General features: G+C 60.3%; 22 protein-coding genes. 3 read left to right on the top strand and 19 right to left on the bottom strand.

Going from position 1 to position 17,355, the window contains the following annotated elements:
* Nucleotides 1-41 precede the first annotated feature (41 nt).
* The 3 genes from ASD95_RS20285 to ASD95_RS20275 form a co-directional block, all read right to left on the bottom strand.
* Complete coding sequence (locus tag ASD95_RS20285; RefSeq protein WP_056720726.1) at nt 42-1,388, bottom strand: sensor domain-containing protein; 1,347 nt, start codon at nt 1,386-1,388, stop codon at nt 42-44.
* 79 nt (nt 1,389-1,467) lie between these two features.
* Nucleotides 1,468-2,106, bottom strand: coding sequence for a LysE family translocator (locus ASD95_RS20280; protein WP_056720727.1), 639 nt, complete (start codon nt 2,104-2,106; stop codon nt 1,468-1,470).
* Between the two features lie 59 nt (nt 2,107-2,165).
* Nucleotides 2,166-3,101, bottom strand: coding sequence for a LysR family transcriptional regulator (locus ASD95_RS20275; RefSeq protein WP_056720729.1), 936 nt, complete (start codon nt 3,099-3,101; stop codon nt 2,166-2,168).
* Between the two features lie 77 nt (nt 3,102-3,178).
* Between ASD95_RS20275 and ASD95_RS20270 the strand changes: the two genes are divergently transcribed.
* Nucleotides 3,179-3,667, top strand: coding sequence for a DMT family transporter (locus tag ASD95_RS20270; RefSeq protein ID WP_056720731.1), 489 nt, complete (start codon nt 3,179-3,181; stop codon nt 3,665-3,667).
* 78 nt (nt 3,668-3,745) lie between these two features.
* On the opposite strand, the gene ASD95_RS20265 is transcribed toward ASD95_RS20270, so the two are convergent.
* The 4 genes from ASD95_RS20265 to ASD95_RS20250 all read right to left on the bottom strand — a co-directional run bounded on the left by ASD95_RS20265 (nt 3,746) and on the right by ASD95_RS20250 (nt 8,469).
* A complete protein-coding gene (locus tag ASD95_RS20265) occupies nt 3,746-5,077 on the bottom strand; it encodes an MFS transporter (protein ID WP_056720733.1) in 1,332 nt (443 codons plus the stop codon).
* 185 nt (nt 5,078-5,262) lie between these two features.
* Nucleotides 5,263-6,189, bottom strand: a complete 927-nt coding sequence (locus ASD95_RS20260; protein ID WP_056720735.1) for a hydroxymethylglutaryl-CoA lyase — start codon at nt 6,187-6,189, stop codon at nt 5,263-5,265.
* A complete protein-coding gene (locus ASD95_RS20255) occupies nt 6,186-7,379 on the bottom strand; it encodes a CaiB/BaiF CoA transferase family protein (RefSeq protein ID WP_056720737.1) in 1,194 nt (397 codons plus the stop codon). Before ASD95_RS20255 ends, ASD95_RS20260 begins: the two co-directional genes overlap by 4 nt.
* 181 nt (nt 7,380-7,560) lie before the next feature.
* Nucleotides 7,561-8,469 (bottom strand): LysR family transcriptional regulator, encoded by a 909-nt coding sequence (locus ASD95_RS20250; protein WP_056722260.1) that lies wholly within the window; start codon nt 8,467-8,469, stop codon nt 7,561-7,563.
* A 130-nt stretch (nt 8,470-8,599) separates the two neighbouring features.
* On the opposite strand from ASD95_RS20250, the gene ASD95_RS20245 reads away from it, so the two are divergent.
* Nucleotides 8,600-9,619 carry a DUF4917 family protein gene (locus tag ASD95_RS20245; protein WP_056720738.1) on the top strand — a complete coding sequence of 340 codons (1,020 nt, stop codon included), beginning with the start codon at nt 8,600-8,602 and terminating at the stop codon, nt 9,617-9,619.
* 158 nt (nt 9,620-9,777) lie between these two features.
* Here the strand turns inward: ASD95_RS20245 and ASD95_RS20240 are convergent, their stop codons facing one another.
* From ASD95_RS20240 to ASD95_RS20215, 6 genes are all read right to left on the bottom strand, one after another.
* Nucleotides 9,778-10,122, bottom strand: coding sequence for a YegP family protein (locus tag ASD95_RS20240; RefSeq protein ID WP_056720740.1), 345 nt, complete (start codon nt 10,120-10,122; stop codon nt 9,778-9,780).
* An 85-nt stretch (nt 10,123-10,207) separates the two neighbouring features.
* Nucleotides 10,208-10,513: a ribbon-helix-helix domain-containing protein gene (locus tag ASD95_RS20235; protein ID WP_008051823.1), complete on the bottom strand. Its 306-nt coding sequence runs from the start codon at nt 10,511-10,513 to the stop codon at nt 10,208-10,210.
* Between the two features lie 13 nt (nt 10,514-10,526).
* Nucleotides 10,527-11,108 (bottom strand): DJ-1/PfpI family protein, encoded by a 582-nt coding sequence (locus tag ASD95_RS20230; RefSeq protein ID WP_008051822.1) that lies wholly within the window; start codon nt 11,106-11,108, stop codon nt 10,527-10,529.
* Between the two features lie 134 nt (nt 11,109-11,242).
* Nucleotides 11,243-12,460 (bottom strand): class I SAM-dependent methyltransferase, encoded by a 1,218-nt coding sequence (locus tag ASD95_RS20225; RefSeq protein ID WP_056720742.1) that lies wholly within the window; start codon nt 12,458-12,460, stop codon nt 11,243-11,245.
* A 132-nt stretch (nt 12,461-12,592) separates the two neighbouring features.
* Complete coding sequence (locus tag ASD95_RS20220; protein WP_056720744.1) at nt 12,593-12,955, bottom strand: hypothetical protein; 363 nt, start codon at nt 12,953-12,955, stop codon at nt 12,593-12,595.
* 2 nt (nt 12,956-12,957) lie between these two features.
* Nucleotides 12,958-13,236 carry an ogr/Delta-like zinc finger family protein gene (locus tag ASD95_RS20215; protein WP_056720750.1) on the bottom strand — a complete coding sequence of 93 codons (279 nt, stop codon included), beginning with the start codon at nt 13,234-13,236 and terminating at the stop codon, nt 12,958-12,960.
* A 300-nt stretch (nt 13,237-13,536) separates the two neighbouring features.
* Here ASD95_RS20215 and ASD95_RS28825 point away from each other — a divergent pair, with 300 nt between their 5' ends.
* Nucleotides 13,537-13,965, top strand: coding sequence for a helix-turn-helix domain-containing protein (locus tag ASD95_RS28825; RefSeq protein ID WP_082562878.1), 429 nt, complete (start codon nt 13,537-13,539; stop codon nt 13,963-13,965).
* A 16-nt stretch (nt 13,966-13,981) separates the two neighbouring features.
* On the opposite strand, the gene ASD95_RS20205 is transcribed toward ASD95_RS28825, so the two are convergent.
* The 6 genes from ASD95_RS20205 to ASD95_RS20180 form a co-directional block, all read right to left on the bottom strand.
* Nucleotides 13,982-14,263, bottom strand: coding sequence for a phage holin family protein (locus ASD95_RS20205; RefSeq protein WP_056720752.1), 282 nt, complete (start codon nt 14,261-14,263; stop codon nt 13,982-13,984).
* Nucleotides 14,260-14,619 (bottom strand): putative holin, encoded by a 360-nt coding sequence (locus tag ASD95_RS20200; protein ID WP_056720754.1) that lies wholly within the window; start codon nt 14,617-14,619, stop codon nt 14,260-14,262. The genes ASD95_RS20205 and ASD95_RS20200 overlap by 4 nt, the downstream gene beginning before the upstream one ends.
* Nucleotides 14,616-14,909 (bottom strand): helix-turn-helix domain-containing protein, encoded by a 294-nt coding sequence (locus tag ASD95_RS20195; protein WP_082562879.1) that lies wholly within the window; start codon nt 14,907-14,909, stop codon nt 14,616-14,618. Before ASD95_RS20195 ends, ASD95_RS20200 begins: the two co-directional genes overlap by 4 nt.
* Nucleotides 14,910-15,040: 131 nt before the next feature.
* Nucleotides 15,041-15,658 (bottom strand): TPM domain-containing protein, encoded by a 618-nt coding sequence (locus ASD95_RS20190; RefSeq protein ID WP_056720756.1) that lies wholly within the window; start codon nt 15,656-15,658, stop codon nt 15,041-15,043.
* A gap of 28 nt (nt 15,659-15,686) precedes the next feature.
* Nucleotides 15,687-16,442, bottom strand: a complete 756-nt coding sequence (locus ASD95_RS20185; protein WP_056720758.1) for a TPM domain-containing protein — start codon at nt 16,440-16,442, stop codon at nt 15,687-15,689.
* A 135-nt stretch (nt 16,443-16,577) separates the two neighbouring features.
* Nucleotides 16,578-17,183 carry a LemA family protein gene (locus ASD95_RS20180; RefSeq protein ID WP_056720761.1) on the bottom strand — a complete coding sequence of 202 codons (606 nt, stop codon included), beginning with the start codon at nt 17,181-17,183 and terminating at the stop codon, nt 16,578-16,580.
* Between the last annotated feature and the right edge of the window lie 172 nt (nt 17,184-17,355).

The following is a 17,355-nucleotide window of genomic DNA, read 5'->3' as shown; positions in this document are numbered from 1 at the left end:
AGAAAATTACGTGGATGCCACGACGAACGGTGCCCGGGTTTTCAGACGAGTCGCAGGTGATGCTCGCGTTTGGCGCAGTACATCGCCTCGTCGGCATGCCGGAACAATTGCTTCTCTTCGGTGCCGTGATCGGGGTATCGGGCGACGCCGATACTTGGCTGGATGTTCAGGCTATGCCCGTCCAGTCGCAGGGGCTGGGCCAGGACCTGACGGACTTTTTCAACCACGATATCGGTATCGTCCGCCGCGTGAATGCTGTGCAACAACACCACGAATTCATCACCGCCGATGCGGGCCACGGTGTCGGTTTCCCGCACGCAGCCCTTGAGCCGGTTGGCCACCGCTTGCAGCAACATGTCGCCGACCGCGTGGCCATGGGTGTCGTTGACTTGCTTGAAGCGGTCGAGGTCGACGTACAACAGCGCCATGCGCCCGCCGTCCTCCCGGGCCGCTTGCATTGATACCTTGAGCCGGTCGCGCAGCAGCTCGCGGTTGGGTAACTGGGTCAATTGGTCGTACTGGGCCATGTGTTGCAGGCGGGCGTGCAATTGCTTGCGCTCGATGGCGGTCGCGACCTGGGCGCAGACGTATTGCAGCAGTTCCTTGTCTTGCTCGGTGTAGCGCTCGCCGCCCGGAATGCTTTTGACGATCAGCGCGCCGATGGTGCCGTTTTGCGAATTCAGCGGCACACCCAACCAACAGGGTGCGCTCTGTTCGTCCTGCAGCATTTCGAAGCCGGCGGGAGGTGGGTACTGATCCGGGGTCAACAGGATCGGCAACCCCGTGCGGATTACCTCGGCACACAGACGCCCGGTCATGGTTCCGGGCTGTTCGGGCTGAGGCTCGTGGTCATCGACGTGATAAGGGAAATTCAGCTGCGCGCAGTGTTCGTCGTACAGCGCCACGGAAAAATTCAGTGCAGGCAACCATTCGCCGATGATCAGGTGGATGCGTTTGAACAACGCCAGCAGATCCTCTGCCGCATGGGCAGCCTCGGAAATCGCATACAACGCTGCCTGCCGGGATTCGGCCTGCTTGCGTTCGGTGATGTCGCGTGCCACCGCGATGCGCAACTGATCGTCCTCGGACCAGCGTGCCGACCAGAGGATGTGCACCACGCTGCCATCTTTGCGCAGGTAGCGGTTTTCAAAGTTGAGCTTGGGCTCGCCGTCCATGATTTCCCGGGCGGCGTCGAGGGTGCGCTGGCGGTCGCCCGGGTGCACCATGTCGATCATCGCCTCGCCGATCATCTCATCGGCGCTGTAGCCGAAAATACGCTCGCACGCCGCGCTGACAAAAACGAAGCGGCCCTGTTTATCCACCGCACAGACGGCATCCAGTAACAGATCGATATAACTCGCCAGCGGCGCGGAATTCCGGTTTTCCATGGTTCAGCGTGGGTGTCCCGATAATACAGCGCTCATCAATCATCCCTGCCCTGTCAGTCTTGCATCCTTGTGATCTCGTTCAAGCCTTGTTCGGCATCAGCCCCGGCAACGCATGTACCAACGCGTTGATGGCAAAACCGATGAACATCACCCCGCACAACCGGGTGATTGCCAATTCATGACGCTGGTACAGGCTGCGCACCCGCCGCGCACCGACAACGCCAATGAGAATGGCGTAGGCGAGCAACCCGCCGACGAAACTCAGTGCGATCAGCCCCGGCAGCATTGACCAGTTGAGCAGTTCCGCGCGGCTCGACAGCAATGCCGTGAACGTTGCCACCGCCACCGGATAGGCCTTGGGGTTGGTCAAGCCAAACACAATGCCGTGCCAGAACGGCTGTCGCGCCGGGCCCTGTGGCGCATCCGCGCTGCTGCGTCGGGCGCGCACCGCACGCCAGCCGAGCCAGAACAGGTACAGGCCACTGAGCACTCCGAGCACGTCGAACGCGGTACTGCCGATCTCCCGCGCACCGACAATCGCGATCAGCGCCGTGCTGCACCACACCACATCGCCGAGCAAATGCCCGCACAGAAACCCCGCCCCGGCCCGTCGTCCATGGGCCGCGCCTATGCCGAACACTGCCAGCACACCCGGCCCCGGGGTGATGCCGTAGATAAAACCCGAGGCAAGCACGGCCATTAGCAACGATGGGGTCATGGAAAGTCCTTATGAACGGCATGGTGAATGGCCACCAGTCTATATCAGGTCTTCAACTGTCAGCTGCCTGATCGCGACAGAAATTCTTCAGCGGTGGCCCCCTGCACGACTCGCTCATTCAACCAGTTCAATGCCTGATCCCCACCCCGCCGTTTATGCCACGCCAACACAAAGGTGAACGACGGAATGTGAAACGGCGGCGGCACGACAACCAATGAAGGCTCACCAATATCGCGCAAGCCGCGCGACGCGACGGTGAGGATCAGGTCGGTGCCGCTAATGAGCTGCGGGGCGACGTTCCAGTGCGGCAGGCTGATGGCGACACGCCGGCGTTCGCGCAAGGCGGTCAGCGCGCGTTCGATCTCCGGGGTGCCGCTGCCGCGCATTTCCAGCAGTACATGGGGCCGAGCCAGGTAGGTGGGCAGGTCGAGACCACCGTCGGCGGGCAAGCTATTGCGGTCCACCAGGCAGGCGTAGTGCTCTTCGAAGAGTGGGGTGCTGCGCAATTCGTTGGGCATTTCCGGGAAAACCCCGGCGGCGACATCAATGTCACCATTGAGCACGCCTTCGAGCATGCTTTCGCGGCTGCCATGGCTGATTTGCAGGTCGATGCCCGGCGCTTCGCGGCGCAAGGTTCGGATCAGTCCCGGCAAGACAATGGCGGCGCCGTAGTCGGACATCGCCAGGCGGAAGGTCCGCCGGGTGGTCGCGGGATCGAAGGCGTTCGGCGCCAGCAGCGCTTGCACCTGGGCCAAGGCTTCGGCCAGCGGTGCCACCAGCTCCAGCGCTCGCGCAGTCGGTACAAGGCCGGCACCGGCGCGAACCAGCAGCGGATCGCCGAGCAGGTCACGCAAGCGCGCCAGCGCATGGCTGACTGCTGGCTGGCTCAAATGCAGACGCTCGGCCGCCCGGGTCACGTGCTGCTCGCTGAGCAAAGCGTCGAGGATCACCAGCAAATTGAGGTCGATGCGTCGTAGATCATTCATTTGCTGCATGTTCTGGATAACAAAACGGAATTTAAATCTGCGCGACGAATACCCTAGAGTCCAGCAAAACCTGTTGGAGATCGATCATGAGTACGTTGCATTGGGCCGGCCTGATAGGGCTGGCGATGATCGCCGGGGCGGTGGTGCCGTTTCAGAGCGCGATCAACGTCAACCTCGGACGCGGGTTGGGCCATCCGTTGTGGGCGACGCTCGCTTCGCTGTTGGTGAGCGTTATCGTGCTGCTGCCGATCATCGTTGCGATGCGCTTGCCATTGCCGTCACTGGCATTCATCAGCAAGGCTCCGCTCTGGATGTGGGCCGGTGGCGCTTTTGGGGTGATCTTTATTTCCCTGGCATTGGTACTGCTGCCCAAGCTGGGTGCCGCGGGGTTCATGGCATTGGCGCTGGCGGGGCAAGTCGTGGCGTCGCTGTTGCTGGATCACTACGGCTGGTTTGGGTTGGTGGAGCGACAGGTCACTTTGCCAAAGGTGGTTGGGGTGGTGCTGTTGATGGCCGGGGTGGTGTTGATTCAGTTCAGTGACGCGGCGCAAAAAGCGATGACAGCGACTTCTTGAAGGTCAAAAGATCGCAGCCTCCGGCAGTTCCTACGGGGATGCGTGGTCCGAGCAGGAGCTGCCGAAGGCTGCGATCTTTTAAAACTTGTCGAGTGTGCGCAACTTCTGCGGCAGCCCCCACAGCAACAGCGCCACCGCGATCAACGCACAGACACCAATGACATACAGCGCCGGTGTGGTGCTGCCGGTCAGGTCCTTGATCCGGCCGACCATCACCGGGCTGACGATGCCGCCGAACTGGCCCAGGGTGTTGATCACCGCGATCCCGCCCGCAGCGCCCGCACCGGCACCGGCCAGCAGTTTCGGCGGCAGGGTCCAGAAGCTCGGGATGGAGGCGATGATCCCGGCACCCAGCAGGCCCAGCGCGACAATCAGGAAAGTCGTGTGGTTGGCGAAGATTCCCGCGCAGAAGAACCCGATCGCACCGACCGCCACTAGACCGGCGACAAACTTGCGTCGCTCGCCAGTAGCATCGGACAGGCGTCCGATCACCACCATGCTGATGGCACCACAGATGTATGGGATGGCCGTCAGCAAACCGATCATCACCGGGCTCTCGGTACCGGCGCTGCGGATCAGTTGCGGCGCCCAGAAATTCAAGCCGTAGGACGCCACCTGAATCAGGAAATAGATCAGGCCCAAGGTCAGGAAACCCGGAATCCGCAGCGCTGCGAGCAGCGATCCACCGCTCTTGTGCGGCTCATGCCGGGCGATGCGGCTGGCCAGCAGGGTCTTCTCCGATGAAGTCAGCCAATGGGCATCTTCGATGCGATCCTTGAGCAGGGTCAGCACCAGCAAACCGAGGCCGATACACGGCACGCCACCGAGCAGGAACAACCAGTGCCAGCCACGCATTTGCAGCACGCCGTCGAGGTGTTGCAGCACCAGGCCCGAGAACGGCGCGCCCACCAGGCCGGCGAACGCCGACGCCAGGAACAGCATCGAGGTGATGCGCCCGCGATAGTGCTGCGGGAACCACAACGTCAGGTAATACAGCACGCCCGGGGCAAAACCGGCCTCCATCGCGCCGATCACGAAGCGCAGCACGTAGAACTGCCATTCGCTGTTGACGAACACCATCAGCGCCGTGGCCAGGCCCCAGGACATCATGATCCGGGCGATCCAGCGCCGGGCGCCGACCTTGTACAGCATCATGTTGCTGGGCACTTCGAAAATTACATAACCGACCACAAACAACCCGGCACCGAGGCCGTAAGCGGTGTCGCTCAGACTCAGGTCGGCCTGCAGTTGAAACTTGGCGAAGCTGATGTTGATGCGGTCGAAAAAGGCGAACAGGTAGCAGACCATGATCAGCGGCATCAGGCGCCAGGCGACTTTGCTGACCAGGGCTTTTTCTTCGTCGTGGCTAACGGCCGTGTTTGCGCCGGCCTCCAGTGCTTTAAGGCTCATTGCAGTTCTCCAGGCGGACTTCCCGTGGGTGTCCGATTGTTTTTGTTGTCTGGTTGAGTATCTCAGCGGTAGTGCTTTTACTGTGGGAGCGAGCTTGCTCGCGATTGCGTCGGGTCAGCCAACATTGATGTTGACTGTGACTCAGTCATCGCGAGCAAGCTCGCTCCCACAGGGGCTCTGCGGTGTCAGGTGGGGATCGGGTGCAAATCGCAATTGCGCCCGGCCTTGGCCAGTTGCCCCGGTACTTCATGACCCAGCAGTGCCGGCAGTCCCCGGGACAGTTTCAGCAGCAGCGGCAAATCGATGCCGGTATGAATACCGACTTCATCGCACAGGTTCACCAGATCCTCGGTGCAGATGTTTCCCGATGCCCCCGGCGCAAACGGGCAGCCGCCTAGGCCACCGAGAGCCGCGTCGAAGCGTCGGGCACCGGCCTCATAGGCAGCCAGCACGTTGCACAGCCCAAGGCCGCGGGTATTGTGAAAATGCAGGGTCAGGTCCACTGGCGATGCACGCTGCAACACTCGCCGCACCAAGCGGTCGACCTGACGCGGATTGGCCATGCCGGTGGTGTCGGCCAGGGTGATGCCCTGGATGCCGAGTTCCTGATAGGCCTCGACGATTTGCAGTACGCGGTCCTCATCGATCTTGCCCTCGAACGGGCAGCCGAAGGTGGTGGCGATGCTGGCGTTGAGTCGCACAGGACTGTCGCCAACGAATTGCACAATCTCGCCGAACGCGGCCAACGAATCTTCACAGCGCATGCGCATGTTCGCCAGGTTGTGGGTCTGGCTGGCGGACATCACCAGGTTCAGCTCATCGGCACGGCACGCCAGCGCCCGTTGCGCGCCCTTCAGGTTGGGGATCAACGCGACGTAGATCACCCCCGGTTGCCGGGCGATGCCCTTGAACACCAGTTCGCCATCGCGCAGCGCCGCAATGGCCTTGGGCGACACGAACGAACCGGCTTCGATGCGGCTGAATCCGGCCTGCGACAGTTGATCGATCAGGGCAATCTTGTCGTCGGTTTCAACCCAGGTCGGCTCGATTTGCAATCCGTCGCGCGGGGACACTTCCTGCACGATCAGTCTGTCGGAATAATCGCTGATCATTGCACCACTCCTTCGACTTTCAGGCGTTCGATGTCCATCGCGGTCAGGCCCAATTGCGCGAGGATGCCGTCGGTGTGCTGACCCAAACCGGGACCGGACCAATTCACGCCGCCGGGGGTTTCGGAGAGTTTCGGCACGATGCCCGGCATCTTCACCGTGGCGCCACCGGGCAGCTCGGCATTGAGCAGCATGTCCCGCGCCTGATAGTGCGGATCGGCGACGATGTCGGCCACCGAGTAGATGCGGCCGGCCGGGACCTCGGCGGCTTCAAGGGCGGTCAGCACCTCGTCGATGGGCAGGCTGCTGGTCCAGTGGGTAATGGCGGCGTCGAGCAGATTGCTCTTGGCTGCACGCCCGTCGTTGTGGGCGAATTCCGGCGCATCGGCCAGATCGGGGCGGCCGATGGTTTGCATCAGGCGCTTGTAAATCGGATCGCTGTTGCCGGCAATCACCACGTAGGCGCCGTCGGCCGTCAGGTAGGTGTTGGAGGGTGCGATGCCCGGCAAGGCGCCGCCGCTGCGTTCGCGCACATGGCCCAGCATGTCGTATTCCGGCACCAGGCTTTCCATGACGTTGAACACGCTTTCGGCCAGGGACACATCGACGATCTGCCCGCCGCCCTGCCCGGTCTTGACCCTTAGCAGCGACATCAGCGCACCGATCACCGCGTGCAGCGACGCCAGGGAATCGCCAAGGCTCACGCCAACCCGCGCTGGCGGCGAACCGGGGGTACCGGTGGTGTAGCGAATCCCGCCCATGGCTTCGCCTATGGCACCGAAACCGGGACGATCGCGGTACGGGCCGGTCTGGCCGTAACCGGAGATCCGCACCAGTGTGAGGTTGGGATTGAGCGCGTGCAACACGTCCCAACCCAGGCCGAGTTTCTCCAGGGCGCCAGGACGCAGGTTTTCGATCAGCACATCGGCGCTGGTCGCCAGTTGCTTGACCAGTTCGATGCCTTCGGGGGATTTGAGGTTCAGCGCCAGGGACTTCTTGTTGCGCGATTGCAGGTACCACCACAGCGAGGTGCCTTCATGCAGCTTGCGCCATTTGCGCAGGGGATCGCCCTGGCCCATGGCTTCGATCTTGATCACCTCGGCGCCGAACTCGGCCAGCATGCGCGCCGCAAACGGCGCGGCGATCAGCGTGCCGATCTCGATCACTTTGATCGCACTCAAGGGGGCAGTCATCGCGGGGTACCTCTTGTTCTTGGAATATGCGCCAAGGCTAGAGGACAGGGGACTCGGGAATCCAACCTTCAGTTGGCAACGAGCGTTCGCGAAATGCGAACGCTCGGGGAGATTGTCGCGACCTCAGGGCCGCCTTCGCGGGCTTGCTCGCGAAGAGGCCGGCCTAGTCAGCGAAGAACTATCAGGCTGGCCCCCGCAAATGCTCAAACAACATCCTGCTCACCGGCGACAGTAACGCCTCATCGCGCACCACCAGGATCAAGGCCCGATCGGACCATTCATCCGTCAACGGCACCGCGTGCAAACCCAGTGCCCGGCCAAACAATTCATAAGCCCTGTGCGGCAAAATGCCGATCCCCATGTTGGCCTGGATCATCCGGCACATCGCATCGAACCCCGGCACATGAATACGAACCCGCAGCACCTTGCCGGCCTCGCGCGCCGCCGCGTGGGTGCGCATGTTGATCGAACTGGCGGCATGCAAGCCAACGTAATCACTGCTCAGCGTATCGGCGAACGCCACGCTCGACCGGCCCGCCAATGAATGGTACGGCGGCATCAACACCACCAGCTTGTCCTGGCGATACAGCACGCTGTGCAGGCCCTTGATGTCACTGTCGATGGAACAGATCCCGAAGTCGGCCACCCCGTCGAGCACCCCCTGAATCACCCCGGAGCTGGGGCGCTCTTCGAGATCGGTCTTGACCTGTGGGTGACGTTCGGAAAAATCCCGCAGGTCCTCGGGCAAAAACTGAATGATCGCCGACAGGTTGGCGAGCATCCGCACATAGCCGCGCACACCGTGGCTGTGCTCCCCCAGCTCAAGCCCCATTTTCTCGACGTTAAACAACATCTGCCGGGCATGGTGCAGCAGGGTTTCACCGGCCGGCGTCAGGGACATGCCCTTGGCCTGGCGCACGAACAGGCTGATGCCCAGCGCCTCCTCCAGTTCCATCAAGCGCTTGCTCGCCGCCGAGACTGCAATCGCTTCGCGCGAGGCGGCGCGGGTCAGCGTACCCTCTTCATGCACGGCGACGAACAGTTGCAGGGTGATCAGGTCGAGACGGCGGATCAGGCTTTTTTGCAGCATCGGGTACTCGGCGAGTCGGCTCAGGCGAAGTCGCAGCATAGCGTTCTTCACCCGCGTCGTGCCGTGGTCCGGTCACCGGTCGTGATAAAGTCGCCGCCCACAGACCTTTTGCCGTGAGACGAAGACCGCAATGACCGATTTCCAGGATGTCGATGCTCAACTTGAAGACTGGAACGCCTTGCGCAGCACCGCTTCGTTCAGTGGTTTGCTGGTGGGTAACGGTGCCAGTCGCGCGGTGTGGGACGATTTCGGCTACGAGTCGCTGTTCGAAAACGCCCGCACCGTAGAGGAAAAACCCCTGAGCCCATCCGAGCTGAGCGTGTTCGATGCGATGCAGACCCGCAGTTTCGAGCAGGTACTGAGCGCCTTGAAAACCACCAGTCGGGTCAACAAAGCCCTGGCCGTCAGCTCCGCCGCCCCGCGCAATCGCTACTACGCGATCAAGGAAGCGCTGATCAACAGCGTGCATGCAGTGCATATCCCGTGGCGGCTGGTGGTGCCTTCGACACTGGCGACCATCAATCAGGAACTGACCAGTTACCGCACGGTGTTCACCACCAACTACGACTTGCTCAACTACTGGGCAGTGCAACACCGGCCAGAAGCGATCAGCGATCTGTTCCAGGGGGCCGAGCCCGGTTTCGACCTGAGCGACACCGCCACCGATAAAACCCGTTTGCTGTACCTGCACGGCGGTCTGCATCTGGTGCGCAACCAGGACGGTACGGCGCGCAAGCTGATGTCGACCGAGGGCACGTTGCTGGGCAGTTTCGCCATCAACAACACGATCAAGACCCTCGACGACGTGCCGCTGTTCGTCAACGAAGGGCCGAGTGCGGACAAGCTCAAGACCATCCGCAGTTCGGACTATCTGTCGTTCTGCTACGAGCAACTACTCGGTCACGGCCAGGCGCTGTGCATCTTCGGCCATGCGCTGGGGGAGCAGGACAGCCATATCATTCATGCCTTGCGCCAGGCAAAGCCGCAGGTGCTGGCGATCTCGATTTACCCGCGCAGCAAGGCCTTCATCCAGCATCAGAAGCGGCATTACGCGAAGGTGTTTGAGGGGACGGGGGTTGAGTTGCGGTTCTTCGATTCCAAGAGCCATGCGTTGGGCGGCACGAAGCTCACGGTTCCTGTCGAGGTTTAGCGGCGACGCGGCTGGCGCCATTGTCGGATCGCATTACCCCTGTGGGAGCGAGCTTGCTCGCGATGAGGCCATTACATTCAACACAGATGTTGATTGTCTGACCGCCATCGCGAGCAAGCTCGCTCCCACAGGATTTGTACTGGATGTGAAGGTAGCGTTCAAAGCACCGGCAAGGTCTTGTCCTTGACCACTTTACTCGGGCCATTAGTTTTCACGCTGGCAATGCCTTTCTCCATGGCGGCATCAGAGGAATAGGCCTCGCTGCTGCCGATGATCTCGTGGTTACCCGCCTTGAGGTTGAAATACGGGTGGCCATCCTTGGTGGTTTTCTTCTCGTAGCGCTCATCCAGCTGGCTGTTGGCCTGGACCGAGGCGATGCCTTTGTCGGCGGCGGCGTGGGTGGTGTACAGCTCGCTGGTCAGAATGGTCTCGGCGTTGGCTGCCTTGAGGACAAACCTGAACTGGCCATTGCTGCTTTTGCTCACTTCATACCATCCGGACATGCTGTTTCTCCTTGGCGATTGAGAGGTTTCGCGCTTCACAGTAAAGACCAAGCCGGGATTTCTGTCGCCTGAACGGCAGTTTTCACTACTTCACCACTGCCCGCACCACCGACAGCTCTGGCGCCGACGTCCGTCGCTGGCTCAAATACCGCGTACAACTCACCCGCAGGAACGACGCGAAATTGACCACCTCGCCGCGGTAGTCCATCACCTCTTCATACAGCTTGGCGATCAACTGATTGGTGGTCATGCCGTCGACCTCGGCGATTTCGCTGAGGATGTCCCAGAACTGATTCTCCAGCCGCAGGGTGGTGACCACCCCGCAGATGCGCAGAGAGCGGGAGCGCGATTCATAGAGTATCGGGTCGGCTTTGACGTACAGCTCGCACATGGACACGGCCTCGTTACAGCGTGATTTTGGTACCCAGCAATCCCAGGAAACCGGCCAGCCAGTTCGGGTGCGCAGGCCAGGCCGGAGCCGTGGCCAGATTGCCCTGGACATGGCCGTCCGTCACCGGAATATCGATATACGTACCGCCCGCCAGCCGCACTTCCGGAGCGCAGGCCGGATAAGCGCTGCATTCGCGACCTTCGAGAACACCCGCGGCCGCCAGCAACTGCGCGCCATGGCACACGGCAGCGATCGGCTTGCCGGCCTTGTCGAACGCGCGCACCAGTTCCAGGACTTTTTCGTTCAGGCGCAGGTACTCCGGCGCGCGTCCGCCCGGAATCAGCACCGCATCATAATCGGCCGCGTTGACCTTGGCGAAATCGAAGTTCAGGGCAAACAGGTGACCGGGTTTTTCACTGTAGGTCTGGTCGCCTTCAAAGTCATGGATCGCCGTGCGCACGGTCTGGCCGGCGGCTTTGTCCGGGCAAACGGCGTGTACCGTGTGGCCGACCATCAGCAATGCCTGGAACGGCACCATCACTTCATAGTCTTCGACGTAATCACCGACCAGCATCAGAATTTTTTTCGCAGCCATGGGGAGAACTCCTCTGGAAGTGGGCGTGCAGGAGTATTCAAGGTAGTCCTTATCCGGTGGGGTGGGTAACAACCGGCTACTACGAATGCACAGGACCACTGTAGGAGCTGCCGCAGGCTGCGATCTTTTTTGGGTCAGCTCAAATAACCGTCAGCGCGCAGCAATGTTTCCAGGCAATGCTCGCTGATGTGATAGAAATCCTTCAACTCCTGAATCTTCGCCAGCAACTGGGCCGGGTCCACCGGCTCGGCGCGCTTGACCGCCAGGATCATCTTGTTCTTGTTGGTGTGATCCAGCGAGATGAACTCGAACACCTTGGTCTCGTAGCCGCAGGCCTCAAGGAACAACGCGCGCAAACTGTCGGTGACCATCTCGGCCTGCTGGCCCAGGTGCAAGCCGTACTGCAGCATCGGCTTGAGCAGCGCCGGGCTCTGGATTTGCAGGCGGATCTGTTTGTGGCAGCACGGCGAGCACATGATGATCGAAGCGCCGGAACGGATGCCGGTGTGGATCGCATAGTCAGTGGCGATATCGCAGGCATGCAGGGCGATCATCACGTCCAGCTCGCTCGGCGCCACGCTGCGCACGTCACCGCACTTGAACACCAGGCCGGGGTGTTCAAGCCTGGCGGCGGCGGTGTTGCACAGGCTGACCATGTCTTCGCGCAGTTCGACGCCGGTCACCTCGCCTTCGGCCTTCAAGGTGTTGCGCAGGTAATCGTGGATGGCGAAGGTCAGGTAGCCCTTGCCCGATCCGAAGTCCGCCACACGCACCGGTTTGTCCAGCGCCAGGGGTGACGACGTCAGCGCATGGCTGAACACTTCGATGAACTTGTTGATCTGCTTCCACTTGCGCGACATCGCCGGGATCAGCTCATGCTGCTTGTTGGTCACACCCAGGTCGGCGAGAAACGGCCGGTTCAGGTCAAGAAAACGGTTTTTCTCACGGTTGTGCTCGGCCGATGGCACTTCGCGCAATTGCTGAGGTTGGCTCTTGAACAGCGATGACTTGCCCTTTTTGCTGTATTCGAGCTGGGCTTCGTCGGTCAACGACAACAAATGCGCATTTTTGAACGACGCCGGCAGCAGCCCGGCAATGCTCGCCACGCCTTCGGCCAGCGGCAGGTTCTTGGTGATATCGCGAGTCTTGTAGCGGTAGACGAAGGACAGGCATGGCTGCGCCTTGACCGTCACCGGCTTGATGATGATCCGCTGCAGGTCCGTTTCATCGCCCACGTACTTGGCCAGCACCAGTTTGATGAACGCGTTGTGCTCCAGGCTCGATTGCAGCAGGTCGATGAACTGGGCGTGATGATCCGGCGCGAGGCTGGCGGGAGTGGCGGTGACGGACATGGAAAAACGGCCTCGGCAATACGAATCGGGGAATGCCGGGTATTTTAGGGGGGACGAGTGTTTTGGGCACGGAGTAATTTTGCGCCAGGCCCCGTTCCCGCCGATCGGGACCTGAATCCAACCATCGCTACATCATGGCTCCACCAGTCGAAGTTTGCGGTTGGTCGGCGAGTTGATGACGAACTTGACGATCAATCCGACCGGCACCGCCCACGTCAGACCGTTGACCGGATCAGTGACCACGGCGACAGTTTCGGAGCTTGCAGCCAGATCCAGACGTCGGCGATCGTTGCTGGACTTGAGTAATCCGTACGCGTGGCTGACCAGCCGCTCCGCCTGGTGCATCGGCATATCCAGACTCTGCAAATGCCTCACCGCACGGCAGAACAACACTTGATCATCAATCACACCCTCGCCTTCATGACGGGCCAGAAACGCCTGAGCTATGGCCAATAGTTCCGCATTCAAATGGGCCTGTTCATCAACCTCCTTCATGCTCAAGGCTCCTGTTGCGCTTGCGCCGCCGGAGCACTCTCGGCGACAGGCTTCGCGGCGCGGCGCAAATCAGGCCCGGCGCACGGCAAATGCACGGCCGGGTTGGGCATGCCACTGGGGGAAAGCTCATGGGTCATTTCGAACTCGGCCCGCACCGACCAGCCACAGGCCTCCGACGTACATTGCAGGTACGCCACCCGCAGGAAAATATGCCGTCCTTCGCTGGTACGTATGCGCATCCTGCTCAGGCAGTGCGGGCACACCATCTTGTAAGTACTCATATATGTTTCCCTTGGGCCATCCGGTGGTAATCGAATTGATCAAACGCAATACTGTTTGAAACACAATTCGTAAAAGTCCGGTGCTGCAAATAACGTCCGCCAGACAAAAGGAAGTGCAACGGGCGGACACGTAATAGATACGAGCCAAGCTCGTAGGAAATCACCCTGATACCATTAGGAAGTTTCGACATCGTATTCTTCTGATTCATAGTTGATGATTGATTACTTACAAGAAAAAAAGTACTCATTACGCATACGTTAAGCACTCAAAAAGCATATGTCAAAAGGAAGAGGCTCAAATTGCGTAGCAAAAAATCACAAGCTGTTTTGGCCCGCCTGAAGCAAGTAACGGGTACAAAAACTGACGCTTCCCTGTCTACTGCACTACAGATCAGCCCCCAGACACTCAGTAGCTGGAAAGGCCGTGACAGCACGCCATACTCATTATGCGTAGACATTGCACAAGCTCGCGGCATCTCCCTTGACTGGTTGCTGCTGGGCGATGGGCCGATGCTGCGGCAAACCCATGTCAACGCGACTGCAAATGTTGCGGAAACTGCAACAACACAGGAAAACACCATCCTTTCGCTGTGGCGATTGCTTGATGAGGATGACCGCTGCGCAATACAAAGCGCATTGGAGGAAAAGCGACGCCTGAGGGATCTGGAAACGCAACTTTCGGAAATGGCCGCCATCCTGGCAACACTTGGACACTCGAACAAAACCTGACTTGAAGTCCGACGCTTCAATGCTTGAAGGCATGCCACAAAACAATAATGTTGCCACTACTGCGAACAATCATTACGCATGAAAAAACACTCACCCCTGCATGCCATGGGCTCACCGGCAGGAATGTCAGCAATACATCGATGCCGGCATGGCAAAACACTGCGCCACACAAGCTGATCAATATCCTGTCGCGCCAGCTGTAACGCAGCTCGTCGCGCTGGTAACACGCCAGCCTGAACGCACTGATCAGGTGAGCCACCCCCGTCACCCACACCAGGGCCGCCATCTCAAAGGTCATTGCCCTCGCCCTCTGAGATGACGAAGGATGTCACCGAGGCCGGCGCCATCGATCCACTGCATGAGTTTGATGCTGATGGGAATAACCAGCAGCGCGCACAGGAAGGCCGTCACACCGGCGGTCAGAAAAGGCGCCAGTGGCTGGGCGACCGGGGCAAACAGGTAACCGACACCCGCCGACAACAGCCAGGAACCGATGCGTTGCCAGGCCTTGAAGTTGGCGCGAGTGGTCGTGACCAGCCACGCGCCAAGCGTCGCGCCGAACAGGACTTCTCCATTGATAACCGGCAACGTCGCAATACCCAACCCCACCATGAGTCCGCTGATACTGTTGTAGGTCGAATCAGTCAGGCTCATGGATTATCTCGCGACTGCGATGGATCAACAGTGATGGCTCCCGACTCCAGCGCTTTGAACACGGCAGCGTTGCGAGATCTGACGGCAAACTTGCGACGGATATTGGAGAAGTGGAAGTTGATGGTGGATTCCGAGCAACTCTGAATCCTGGCGATCTCCCAGGTGGTCTTGCCTTTGAGGCACCACTCCAGGGCTTGTGTCTCTTTCGTTGTCAGTTGCACTCGCGGAGTAAACATTGCGTTTGCGGGTGCATCCTCCACCCGGGTATCCAGCGATTGTTGCGTTTTCATAAGAACTCCCTCTATACAGAACGCCCATCGCAGGGCGCGCACCATGAGAGAGATGTTGAAGACAAGCTCCGCGGCGGACAACGCTCCGCAACTGTGTCGCGGCGCATTACAAAAGTGGATGAAGCCCTGGCTTAACCCAACACCACCAGACGATTCGGCAGCTCGTTGCGCACATGGGTCACCGGCACATGCACCTTGAGCAACTCGCCACAGGCCTCGACGCAACTGACAAAGCCCTGCAACGTCTGCCCCTGTTTAACCTGCTGGGTGAACGTCGCGACGATCGCGTCCCAGTTCTTGTTGTCCAGGCGACTGGAAATCCCTTCATCCACCAGGATCTCCACATAACGCTCGGCCTCGGAAACGAAAATCAGCATGCCGGTGCTGCCCTCGGTGTGGTGCAGGTTCTGCTCCAGGAACTGCCGACGCGCCAGGTTCGAGGCGCGCCAGTGTCGCACCGAGCGCGGGACCAGATGGGTGGTGACTTTCGGCAGGCGGAACACCAGGCACAGCACGATGAAGATGGCCCACTGCACCAGCAGCAGGCTGTGCAGGGTCAGCCAACCGGTGAAGTAATGCACGATGCCCGGCACCAGCAGCGCCAGCAGGCTGGCCCACAGCAACGGGATGTACGCATAGTCGTCGGCGCGGGCCGCGAGCACGGTCACCAGTTCTGCGTCGGTCTCGCGCTCGACCCGGGCAATGGCCTCGGCCACCTTGCGTTGTTCGTGTTCAGTCAGTAATGCCATGTCGTGAAGTGCCTGCTCGTTTTTATTATCACCAGCCGCCGGACGAACCGCCCCCGCCGAAACTGCCCCCGCCGCCACTGAAACCTCCCCCTCCACCGCCGCCGCCAAATCCACCACCGCCAAAGCCGCCCCCGGATCCACCGGAGCCGCCCCGGCCGGCAGGAAGGATACCGAGCATCTGGCACACAAAAACAGTCAGGATGAATAACATCACCAAAAACACGAACAACCCGGGATGCCGCGCGATGAAATCCTCCCCCGGATCGCCTCTGGATTCATACGCCGTGGAGGGTTCGTCCAGGGGGTTGCCGCCCAGCACCACCAGCATCGCCGCTACGCCGTCACTGATGCCTTTACTGAAATTGCCGGTCTTGAATGACGGGGTGATGACCTGGTTGATGATCACCGAACTCTGGGCATCGGTCAGGCGATCCTCCAGGCCGTAACCGACTTCGATACGCAGCCGGCGCTCGTCCCGGGCGATGATCAGCAGGGCACCGTTGTTCTTGTCCTTCTGCCCGATGCCCCAGTGGCGCCCGAGTTGATAACCGAAGTCGGCGATGTCGGTGCCTTGCAAATCCGGCAACGTCACGACCACAAGCTGCTCGCCGGTGGCTTGCTCATGAGCCTGAAGTTGTTGGGTGAGCTGCTGGCGCACCGATGGCTCGATCATCTGCGCATTGTCGACCACCCTCCCGGTCAGCGCCGGAAAGTTCAGCTCGGCCCGGGCAGCGATCGCCACCACCCACAACAACAGCAACAGGACCGTTTTAAACACACGCATTGGCAACCTCTTCCGTTCCAAGCCTGGCTCTGTAGGAGCTGCCGCAGGCTGCGATCTGTTGATCTTGACCTTTAGCGCTCGCGAAAAAATCAAAGTCAAAAGATCGCAGCCTACGGCAGCTCCTACAGGGTTGATTCAGAATTTGACCTCGGGGGCCTTTTCCGAACCCGGCGTGGCTTCGAAGGTCTCGCGTACCGGCAGGTCGCTGTACATCACGGTGTGCCACAGGCGACCGGGGAACGTGCGGATCTCGGTGTTGTACTTCTGCACCGCGAGGATGAAATCGCGACGGGCCACGCTGATGCGGTTCTCTGTGCCTTCAAGCTGCGATTGCAGGGCGAGGAAGTTCTGGTTGGCCTTGAGATCCGGATAACGCTCGGAGACCACCATCAAACGACTCAAGGCGCCGCTGAGCTGATCCTGGGCCTGTTGGTACTGCTTGAGTTTTTCCGGATCATCCAGAGTCGAGGCATCCACCTGGATCGACGTGGCCTTGGCCCGGGCCTCGATGACGGCAGTCAGGGTTTCCTTCTCGTGGGCCGCATAGCCCTTGACGGTTTCCACCAGGTTGGGAATCAGGTCGGCGCGCCGCTGATACTGGTTCTGCACCTGGCCCCAGGCGGCCTTGGCCTGTTCGTCGAGGGTAGGGATGTTGTTGATGCCACAGGCGGTCAGCAACGAGGCCAGCATCAGCAGCGTGACGACCTGCAAACGCGAGCGGTAGGTTGGACTTACATTCATCAGGATGATGCTCCCTTGTGCATTTCATGAAAAAACCGACCGTGAAACCTTCTGGGCCGGCTCTTGGGGCATAATCGCCCGCGCCTCTGGATTGCAACGGGCCGATGGGCTAAAAAGAGGCCCTGCGCGAAAACGCATCCGCCATCTGGCTGTGTTTTTTGGCTCTGGTCTT

Origin of the sequence: Pseudomonas sp. Root71 (genome assembly GCF_001429045.1) — a bacterium.
Lineage (GTDB): Bacteria > Pseudomonadota > Gammaproteobacteria > Pseudomonadales > Pseudomonadaceae > Aquipseudomonas > Aquipseudomonas monachiensis.
Note: the sequence above shows the minus strand (reverse complement) of the source record. Positions and strands in the feature narration are given on the sequence as shown.

What these genes read in the sequence shown, in the direction of transcription:
- ASD95_RS20285 (WP_056720726.1), bottom strand. Translation starts at nt 1,388, where the DNA reads ATGGAAAACCGGAATTCCGCGCCGCTGGCGAGTTATATCGATCTGTTA.
- ASD95_RS20280 (WP_056720727.1), bottom strand. Translation starts at nt 2,106, where the DNA reads ATGACCCCATCGTTGCTAATGGCCGTGCTTGCCTCGGGTTTTATCTAC.
- ASD95_RS20275 (WP_056720729.1), bottom strand. Translation starts at nt 3,101, where the DNA reads ATGCAGCAAATGAATGATCTACGACGCATCGACCTCAATTTGCTGGTG.
- ASD95_RS20270 (WP_056720731.1), top strand. Translation starts at nt 3,179, where the DNA reads ATGAGTACGTTGCATTGGGCCGGCCTGATAGGGCTGGCGATGATCGCC.
- ASD95_RS20265 (WP_056720733.1), bottom strand. Translation starts at nt 5,077, where the DNA reads ATGAGCCTTAAAGCACTGGAGGCCGGCGCAAACACGGCCGTTAGCCAC.
- ASD95_RS20260 (WP_056720735.1), bottom strand. Translation starts at nt 6,189, where the DNA reads ATGATCAGCGATTATTCCGACAGACTGATCGTGCAGGAAGTGTCCCCG.
- ASD95_RS20255 (WP_056720737.1), bottom strand. Translation starts at nt 7,379, where the DNA reads ATGACTGCCCCCTTGAGTGCGATCAAAGTGATCGAGATCGGCACGCTG.
- ASD95_RS20250 (WP_056722260.1), bottom strand. Translation starts at nt 8,469, where the DNA reads ATGCTGCAAAAAAGCCTGATCCGCCGTCTCGACCTGATCACCCTGCAA.
- ASD95_RS20245 (WP_056720738.1), top strand. Translation starts at nt 8,600, where the DNA reads ATGACCGATTTCCAGGATGTCGATGCTCAACTTGAAGACTGGAACGCC.
- ASD95_RS20240 (WP_056720740.1), bottom strand. Translation starts at nt 10,122, where the DNA reads ATGTCCGGATGGTATGAAGTGAGCAAAAGCAGCAATGGCCAGTTCAGG.
- ASD95_RS20235 (WP_008051823.1), bottom strand. Translation starts at nt 10,513, where the DNA reads ATGTGCGAGCTGTACGTCAAAGCCGACCCGATACTCTATGAATCGCGC.
- ASD95_RS20230 (WP_008051822.1), bottom strand. Translation starts at nt 11,108, where the DNA reads ATGGCTGCGAAAAAAATTCTGATGCTGGTCGGTGATTACGTCGAAGAC.
- ASD95_RS20225 (WP_056720742.1), bottom strand. Translation starts at nt 12,460, where the DNA reads ATGTCCGTCACCGCCACTCCCGCCAGCCTCGCGCCGGATCATCACGCC.
- ASD95_RS20220 (WP_056720744.1), bottom strand. Translation starts at nt 12,955, where the DNA reads ATGAAGGAGGTTGATGAACAGGCCCATTTGAATGCGGAACTATTGGCC.
- ASD95_RS20215 (WP_056720750.1), bottom strand. Translation starts at nt 13,236, where the DNA reads ATGAGTACTTACAAGATGGTGTGCCCGCACTGCCTGAGCAGGATGCGC.
- ASD95_RS20205 (WP_056720752.1), bottom strand. Translation starts at nt 14,263, where the DNA reads ATGACCTTTGAGATGGCGGCCCTGGTGTGGGTGACGGGGGTGGCTCAC.
- ASD95_RS20200 (WP_056720754.1), bottom strand. Translation starts at nt 14,619, where the DNA reads ATGAGCCTGACTGATTCGACCTACAACAGTATCAGCGGACTCATGGTG.
- ASD95_RS20195 (WP_082562879.1), bottom strand. Translation starts at nt 14,909, where the DNA reads ATGAAAACGCAACAATCGCTGGATACCCGGGTGGAGGATGCACCCGCA.
- ASD95_RS20190 (WP_056720756.1), bottom strand. Translation starts at nt 15,658, where the DNA reads ATGGCATTACTGACTGAACACGAACAACGCAAGGTGGCCGAGGCCATT.
- ASD95_RS20185 (WP_056720758.1), bottom strand. Translation starts at nt 16,442, where the DNA reads ATGCGTGTGTTTAAAACGGTCCTGTTGCTGTTGTTGTGGGTGGTGGCG.
- ASD95_RS20180 (WP_056720761.1), bottom strand. Translation starts at nt 17,183, where the DNA reads ATGAATGTAAGTCCAACCTACCGCTCGCGTTTGCAGGTCGTCACGCTG.